Source organism: Methanobrevibacter sp. (assembly GCF_045116495.1).
In the GTDB taxonomy this organism is placed as follows: Archaea; Methanobacteriota; Methanobacteria; order Methanobacteriales; family Methanobacteriaceae; genus Methanocatella.
The window spans coordinates 1-7,234 of record NZ_JBGULU010000186.1; the positions used below are offsets into that span (position 1 = coordinate 1).

Annotated in this window: 8 protein-coding genes; 2 read left to right on the forward strand and 6 right to left on the reverse strand. The window is 35.2% G+C overall.

The window, feature by feature from the left end; genetic code table 11:
* The coding region (locus ACJMLH_RS09800) for an energy-coupling factor ABC transporter permease (protein WP_405277181.1) at window positions 1-234 on the reverse strand (234 nt) is incomplete at its 3' end.
* Window positions 235-433: 199 nt separating this feature from the next.
* Here ACJMLH_RS09800 and pyrF point away from each other — a divergent pair.
* Window positions 434-1,081, forward strand: a complete 648-nt coding sequence (pyrF, locus tag ACJMLH_RS09805; RefSeq protein WP_405277184.1) for an orotidine-5'-phosphate decarboxylase — start codon at window positions 434-436, stop codon at window positions 1,079-1,081.
* Between the two features lie 87 nt (window positions 1,082-1,168).
* Window positions 1,169-1,411 (forward strand): DUF5654 family protein, encoded by a 243-nt coding sequence (locus ACJMLH_RS09810; protein WP_405277186.1) that lies wholly within the window; start codon window positions 1,169-1,171, stop codon window positions 1,409-1,411.
* A 45-nt stretch (window positions 1,412-1,456) separates the two neighbouring features.
* Here the strand turns inward: ACJMLH_RS09810 and ACJMLH_RS09815 are convergent, their stop codons facing one another.
* From ACJMLH_RS09815 to ACJMLH_RS09835, 5 genes are all read right to left on the reverse strand, one after another.
* Window positions 1,457-1,984 carry a hypothetical protein gene (locus ACJMLH_RS09815; RefSeq protein WP_405277188.1) on the reverse strand — a complete coding sequence of 176 codons (528 nt, stop codon included), beginning with the start codon at window positions 1,982-1,984 and terminating at the stop codon, window positions 1,457-1,459.
* Entirely contained in the window at window positions 1,985-2,908 is a 924-nt protein-coding gene (locus ACJMLH_RS09820; RefSeq protein WP_405277190.1) for a deoxyhypusine synthase, read from the reverse strand.
* Between the two features lie 21 nt (window positions 2,909-2,929).
* Window positions 2,930-3,832 carry a CBS domain-containing protein gene (locus ACJMLH_RS09825; RefSeq protein ID WP_405277193.1) on the reverse strand — a complete coding sequence of 301 codons (903 nt, stop codon included), beginning with the start codon at window positions 3,830-3,832 and terminating at the stop codon, window positions 2,930-2,932.
* A gap of 128 nt (window positions 3,833-3,960) precedes the next feature.
* Window positions 3,961-4,950 carry an ATP phosphoribosyltransferase gene (locus tag ACJMLH_RS09830; protein WP_405277196.1) on the reverse strand — a complete coding sequence of 330 codons (990 nt, stop codon included), beginning with the start codon at window positions 4,948-4,950 and terminating at the stop codon, window positions 3,961-3,963.
* Window positions 4,951-5,017: 67 nt separating this feature from the next.
* Window positions 5,018-7,066 (reverse strand): heavy metal translocating P-type ATPase, encoded by a 2,049-nt coding sequence (locus ACJMLH_RS09835; protein WP_405277198.1) that lies wholly within the window; start codon window positions 7,064-7,066, stop codon window positions 5,018-5,020.
* Window positions 7,067-7,234 lie beyond the last annotated feature (168 nt).

Sequence of the window (7,234 nt, forward strand, 5' to 3'; positions counted from 1 at the left end):
TGCTGCACCTAATCCGTTACCACAAGGGTGAGAACAACTTCCAGTAACAGAAGGTAATTTCAAAGATGATAAGACGAACATGAATGCGCCACTTACTGCAAGTAAAGCTTTGGATTCAGGGGTTTCATCTACAATTTTTTTGATTTGATATAAACCAAATGCGACAACAATGATTGATATGACAAACCATATAATACACCATGTCAATGGTAAATATCCTTCCATAATATGCATAAATAATTTCCTCCAAATAACCTATCAAAACAATTTGATAAATAACTCAATAAAAATTTAAATTTAAGTTAAAATTTATTAAAGTTTTATTGATAATGTTATTATATACTTTATTATATATAAATATTATTAGTAATACTATAAACTAAATTTAGGTTAACCAAAATTATTTATTAAATTAAAAAAGAAAGATGATATTATGAATATAAAAAATAACCTGATTCTGGCACTTGATGTTGGAAGTGAAAGTGAAGCAATTGAAATTTGTGACTCAATCAAAGACTATATTGACACCATCAAAATAGGATATCCCCTAGCACTTGCAGAGGGTCTTGAAATTATAAACAAACTAAAAGAGAAATTCGGATTTAAGGTAATCTGCGACTTCAAGGTAGCAGATATCGATGCAACAAACTCAAAAATATGTGATGAAACATTCAAAGCAGGAGCAGATGCAATAATATGCCACGGCTTTGTCGGATCAGACAGTGTGCAGGCATGCCTTGATGTGGCAAACAAATATGAAAAAGAGTTATTTTTACTAACCGAAATGTCCCATCCTGGAGCAAAAATGTTCCTGCAGAAAAATGCAGATGCAATAGCTCAGATGGGAGTTGACATGGGAATTACAAACTATGTGGCACCTGCCACAAGGCTTGACAGACTCGCAGATATTCGCCAGATTGTCGGCAAGGACGCATATATTATCTCACCTGGCGTAGGTAAGCAAGGTGGAGACGGCAAAAAAACTTTGGAAATTTCAAACGCAATCATTGTCGGAAGAAGCATTTACGAATCAGACAATCCAAAGGAAGCATGTGAAGAATTAATTAATTCACTTGATTAAAAGTAACATATTTTAATTAAAAGAAATAAATATTACTATTGTTCTTATTATTTATGAACATCATAATTTTAAAATAGGGTGAAAAATATGGTAAACGAAGTAAAAAAATTAATTATGGAAACAATTTTGGCTTTAATTACTACTGCATTTGCATTCGTTGCAGGTGAAGCATGGAACAGTGCGATTCAAAAATTAATTGAATCTGTAATCGGTACCGGAGACGCACTCCCAAGTTTATTCACTTACGCTATTGTAGTAACCATCATTGCAGTAATCGTTACTGTACTCATTGCTAGAATTGCTGGAAGAATGGGTGTTGACACCGAATAAACATATAAAAAAAGGAATTTTTATTCCTTTTTAAACTTCTTTTTTTTAATTCAAACTTTCAAACAATATTCCTGCAGTTTCATAGGATATTTCAAACAGAATAAAGCAAACAAATATCCAAATATTGAATACACCACAAACTGCAAGCAGAAGAATTACGATTTTCATCACAAATCTGTATTCGAAAAATAGATTCAGAAACTTATTTTGAGTTACTTTTGAGATCAGTTCATGGCCAACCTCATCTGAAAATGCCGCCAGAATACAGATTAATATAACAACCAAATTCAAGTCAGGGATTCCGCCGACTAAAAGAATGAAAATGAAAATTATCAACGTAAGGATATGGTGAAGTCCATCCACTTTAAAAGCAATCAGATTACCAATTAGAATAGCTATAAAAATATAAGCCGCTTCAATACTGTAAACAGCTGCTAAAGCTGATGCAATACCACAGAAAACACCAAAAACGCTTGCAAAAGCCAGATTATGGTTTACATCATATAAATCATCCGAATATTTCATGAAAAAACCGGATAAAATAAACAATAATGCCAAAATTATGTAACTCATCTAATCACTACTAATCCTATCCAAAGCCGCAGCATAAATCAGGGGAAAAATAACAGTAACATCACCGACTACACTAGCCAGACTGGACCCGCATCTTGCCTTTGCCCATGATTTTGCCTCTTCCAGAGGGGCTCCGCCTAAACTGCCTGCTTCGGGCCTGTCCATTGTAATCTGAATTGCCGCATCAAGGCCTCCAGTGATGACATTGGAAGCCAGCGTATAATGTTTGGTTAGTCCGCCACCTAAAAGGACTGCACCAACCTTTTCAGATGAAAATACAATATCTGACAATAACGGCATGTCTCCGGCAGCACTTACAGTAAAGTCATGATCCTGTGAAAATATCCATAGCTGCAAACCCATCATTGAATCGATTAGTCCCGGTGCAAATATAGGCACATTTTTTCTAGCAGCAGTTGCCACAAAAGAGTTTTCATCCTCGACCAAAAGACCTATTTCATGAAGCAATTCCTGAATAGAAACAATCTTTTTCTTTTCTGATATCTTTTCAAATATTTTTGTTATTTCACTTTCAAAGATTGTGAAGTCATCAGATCCGACATTGATGTCTGCGATTCTGCCTATTCCTTCCTCATTTAATTCTTCATCATCCTTGCCTTCATGGCGATAATGTGAACCTCCAAAAGCCTCCACTAAATCATGAGTGATATTGGCTCCGCTGGAAACTATTAAATTGACATGACCTTCATTAATCATTTTAGTTACAATGTTTCTCATGCCTCCTGGGATTAAAGGACCTCCAAGACTTAAAAATACATTCATGTCCTCATCCTGAATCATATCTGTCAGGATATTGCATGCTCGGGCTACTCTGCCCGCTCCTAAAACACCAGATTCATCGAATTGATCTAATAAATCTGATACACGCATATTCTTATCTACGCTAATCTGGTTAACTTTCATTAAATCACTCAAAAAATAAAATTAATTTGTAATAATTGGGAATTGACCTAGATTTGTAATGCAATCAATCAGGTCTGTTCTTGTTACAATACCCAGTAAGTTATTGTCATTATCCGCAACAATAATTCTTGAAATTGATTTTTTAAGCATTACTTCAATAGCATTGGCTATTTTTAAATCCTCATTTACAATAACAACATTGGACGACATTAATTCTCCAACTGTCCTGCCTTCATTATCCTCTGCCATTGCCTTTACCAAGTCAGTTACAGTAAATACTCCAACAACCTTTCCATCCTTCATGACCGGAGCGCCATCAATTTCATTATCTGTTAATTTTTGTGCAGCTTCCTTTAAAGAACAGTTCATTTTAAAGGAGATTACATCACGACTTGCAATCTCTCCAACAGTTTTTTTAGGAATGCTTCTAATTGTACTTGTATCAACAAGTAATATATTATCCATATCGTCTCTTCCTACGATTTCGCCCATAACTCCCAAATTATTTACAGGTGTTGGACCTATCTTGATGGTATCTCCAAGATTTAAATCTTTAATGCTTCCTAAAACTTTAATTGCCGCCTCACATTCACTAGGTTGAGGAACACTTGTAAATTCAATTTTTGCAACGGAAACATCCTCCAGTCTCTTATCATTTTTATATATAGGAACCTTGGAATCCTCATCAGAAACTTTAATATTTAAAGAATGATAAGCTTCGATTGTAGGTTTATATCCTCCTCTAGGACCTGGTACTCCCTTAACTAAACCTAAACTTCTAAGTGATTGCATCTGGTTACGGATTGTTCCAGGATTCCTATTCATAACCTCAGCAATATCTTCACCCTTAATGGATTTCCCATTGGAAGATTGGTATAAGTTTATTAAGGTTTGTAAAATTTCTTTTTGAACAGATGTTAACATGTTTAATCCCCATTATCTAAACTAATATATTATATTTGTAATGTATACCTTATAAATGTTAACGATTTATCATGATGGATTTTCGGTGTGTATTGAACAGTGTTTAAAAAAAATAAAAAATGAAATGATTATTCAACCAGCTGTTTTAAATCATTTCTAATGATGGAAGTTGCATCAAATCCTTTTATGGCATCAACCATTTCAGGGAATTTTGCCTTAGGAATCAGAACGTTAATCTGTGAAAAGTCAGAACCTGCGGTAATTGTAGGTTCATCCGCACAAAGCTTATTGTCAATCAGATAAGCGGAAACTTCATCAATTTTTGAATTTGCGATATTGAATTTAACATCGAAATATTTTTTAGCGGTGATAGCACCCAATAGCTGCTCATAAATCATTTGGGCTTTGGCAAGTTTTTCTTCACTGCATTTTTCACTTGCATAAAGACCTGCTGAGGAATGCAAAATGGTTTCTATTTCCTTTAGACCCGCTTTTCTTAGGCTGCTTCCGGTTTGAGTATTGTCTACAATCAAATCGGCTCCTTTGGCAATGTAAACTTCAGTTGCACCATCGGAGTTAATGACCTGCACCATTTCATTGTCACCGTCGGTCAGACCTCTGACCTGGACAAACGGCACTGCATCACCATACATTTCCTGATATACTTCATTTTCCATTATGAATTTTCTTGTTAAGTTTGGATATTCAGTGAAACATAAAATTGGAGTTTTTCTATCCTTGTTTGCTCTGAAAAAGTCTGACAGACTATCATAAGGAGATTCTTTTGGGACAGCAACTATCAAACGGGTTTTTCCATAATCCAAATCACCGATTTTAATAGTGTTGGTTTGCCTTAAAACGGATTCTTCCTTAATCCAATCTTCTCCTACAATAGCAATATCAACCATTCCCCTGTTCAACTCTACAGGAGTAGATTGCGGGCGAGTTATGAAAGCAACAATGTCATCATCATTTAAGATTTCAATTTCATAAGACTCATCACCAGGTTCGTATCCTTTCACTTCATAACCTGCATCAACAAATAATTGATAAGTATTTCCTCTTTTTACATTATTTAAACTTCCCTTCGGAAGTCCTAAAATTATTTTATCATTCATAGTAATACCTACAATAAGATTATTATTTAAGATATATAATTATTGTGATGGTTTAAAAAAAAAGAATTTAGTTGTGATATGGTTCACAACTTTGTCTGTCCAATGCATGTTTGTGAACATGCATATGCTTGATTCCATTTTCAGTTTCAATTTCATCAAGAATTTTAACACCATCATGTGAATGTGTATGCTCACCGTCATTGTGGAAGTGATAATGTGAGTGTTCTGTATTTTGAGTGTCAACTTTTTTGATTGAATCATCGAAGTGCCTATCGTAGAGCAATGCTGCATTTAAAACTACCAAACAGGATCCTGCATTGTGAACAATTGCTCCGGTTACAGGATTCAGGAGTCCCAGTACAGAACATACAATAGCTACTGCGTTGATTGTCATTGAAATTGCAATGTTTGCCTTGATTGTAAATAATGTGGAATTTGAAAGTTTTTTAAGATATGGAATCTTGCCTATATCATCACCCAAAAGTGCAATGTCTGCCGCTTCGATTGCAACATCACTTCCAACAGATCCCATTGCTACACTGACATCAGCAGTCTTGAGTGCAGGTGCATCATTTACACCGTCTCCAATCATACATACCTGTTTACCTTCACTTTTGAATTTTTCAATCCATGAAAGCTTTTCTTCAGGAAGCAGATTTCCATAAACTTTTCCAATTCCAACCTGTGATGCAAAGTAATTAGCAGTTTCTGTGTTATCTCCTGTAAGCAATACTGTTTCGGTTCCAAGCTCATGCAAGCTATCAATCATTTTCTTGGAATCTTCACGTATCACATCAGACAAACCAATTAAACCAATGACTTCACCATTCAATGCAACAATAATTGAGGCTTTACCTTCATTTTTTAATTTATTTAGCTGTGTGTCTACATTTACATCAATATTGTTTTCTGATAGGAATTTGGAGTTTCCGGCATATGCCTTACCATAAGAATTTTTACATGTAACCCCTTTTCCGGGATACATCTTGAATTCTTGCGGCTCTTCAATATCGATTTCCGCTTCTTTTGCATTGTTTACAATAGCTTTTGCCAGAGGGTGTTCACTTAATTTTTCACAGGAAGCTGTGATTTTAAGCAAATCCAAATTAGTTAAATCCTCTTTTATAGAAATAACATCAGAAACTTCTAAATTACCGTAAGTTAATGTTCCGGTTTTATCGAATACCAAAGTATTCAAACCTCCCAGGGTCTCCAGTGCTTCACCTGATTTAATCAATACACCATATTTGGTTGCCTGACCAATTGCAGCCATAATAGCTGTAGGGGTTGCTAAAATTAATGCACAAGGACAGAATACTACTAAAACTGTTACTCCCCTTTCAATATTGCCTGTTACCAGCCATGCGACAATAGCTATAATCAATGCAACAGGAACAAGCCAAGTCGCCCATTTGTCTGCAATTCTTTGAGTCGGGGCCTGCTTTTCATCAGCTGCCTTTACAAGGTCAATCAATTTCTGAAGTGATGAATTTTCACCCAGACTTGTTGCTTTTATATCAATTGCACCGTACATATTCATGGTTCCGCAGAATACCTCATCACCCACTTCCTTATCAATAGGCAATGATTCACCGGTCATGATTGATTGGTCAAGTGATGAAGTACCGCTTATAATTTCACCGTCAACCGGAACGCTTTCACCTGGAAGAATCCTTAAAGTATCCCCGATTTTTATCTCATCCACAGGGACTACTTCCTCACTACCGTCTACAATTCTTCTTCCAGTTTGCGGAGTTAAATTAATTAAATTTCTTAAACCTTTTTTAGCTCTCTCAACAGTCCAATCTTCCAGGAGAGCTCCTAATGCCATAATCCATGCCACTTCACCTGCTGCAAATATCTCACCTATCAAAAGGGATGCAACCATAGCTATTGCAATCAGCAGTGCAGATGAAATCCATCTTTCACGAATCAACCTGGTCATTGCCAGAAGCAGCATCGGAATACCGCTTATAATTACTGTTCCCCATGCAGGGTTTAAATAAATTGGAACTTCTATTCCAAATATCATAAAAATAACTGCTATTAATAAGAATATTCCTGAAATAATTGTCATTTTGAGACCAAACAGGAAATCAGTTATTTCATCAATCACACAAAACACCTCGAAGTATTACTTTTTTTGAATTTATTTAAATACCCAGTATTACTCAAAAATTTTTTAAAAAAGTTTTCCCCAAATTTTAAAAACTTCCCAAAAAATTAAATTCAGTAACTACCAACAGCCAAAAAGTATTACTTTTTTTGAGTTCATTTATATACT

Bases quoted from the DNA above. Each gene is read 5' to 3' on its own strand.
- ACJMLH_RS09815 (WP_405277188.1), bottom strand. From the start codon at position 1,984: ATGAGTTACATAATTTTGGCATTATTGTTTATTTTATCCGGTTTTTTC.
- ACJMLH_RS09825 (WP_405277193.1), bottom strand. From the start codon at position 3,832: ATGTTAACATCTGTTCAAAAAGAAATTTTACAAACCTTAATAAACTTA.
- pyrF (WP_405277184.1), top strand. From the start codon at position 434: ATGAATATAAAAAATAACCTGATTCTGGCACTTGATGTTGGAAGTGAA.
- ACJMLH_RS09830 (WP_405277196.1), bottom strand. From the start codon at position 4,950: ATGAATGATAAAATAATTTTAGGACTTCCGAAGGGAAGTTTAAATAAT.
- ACJMLH_RS09820 (WP_405277190.1), bottom strand. From the start codon at position 2,908: ATGAAAGTTAACCAGATTAGCGTAGATAAGAATATGCGTGTATCAGAT.
- ACJMLH_RS09810 (WP_405277186.1), top strand. From the start codon at position 1,169: ATGGTAAACGAAGTAAAAAAATTAATTATGGAAACAATTTTGGCTTTA.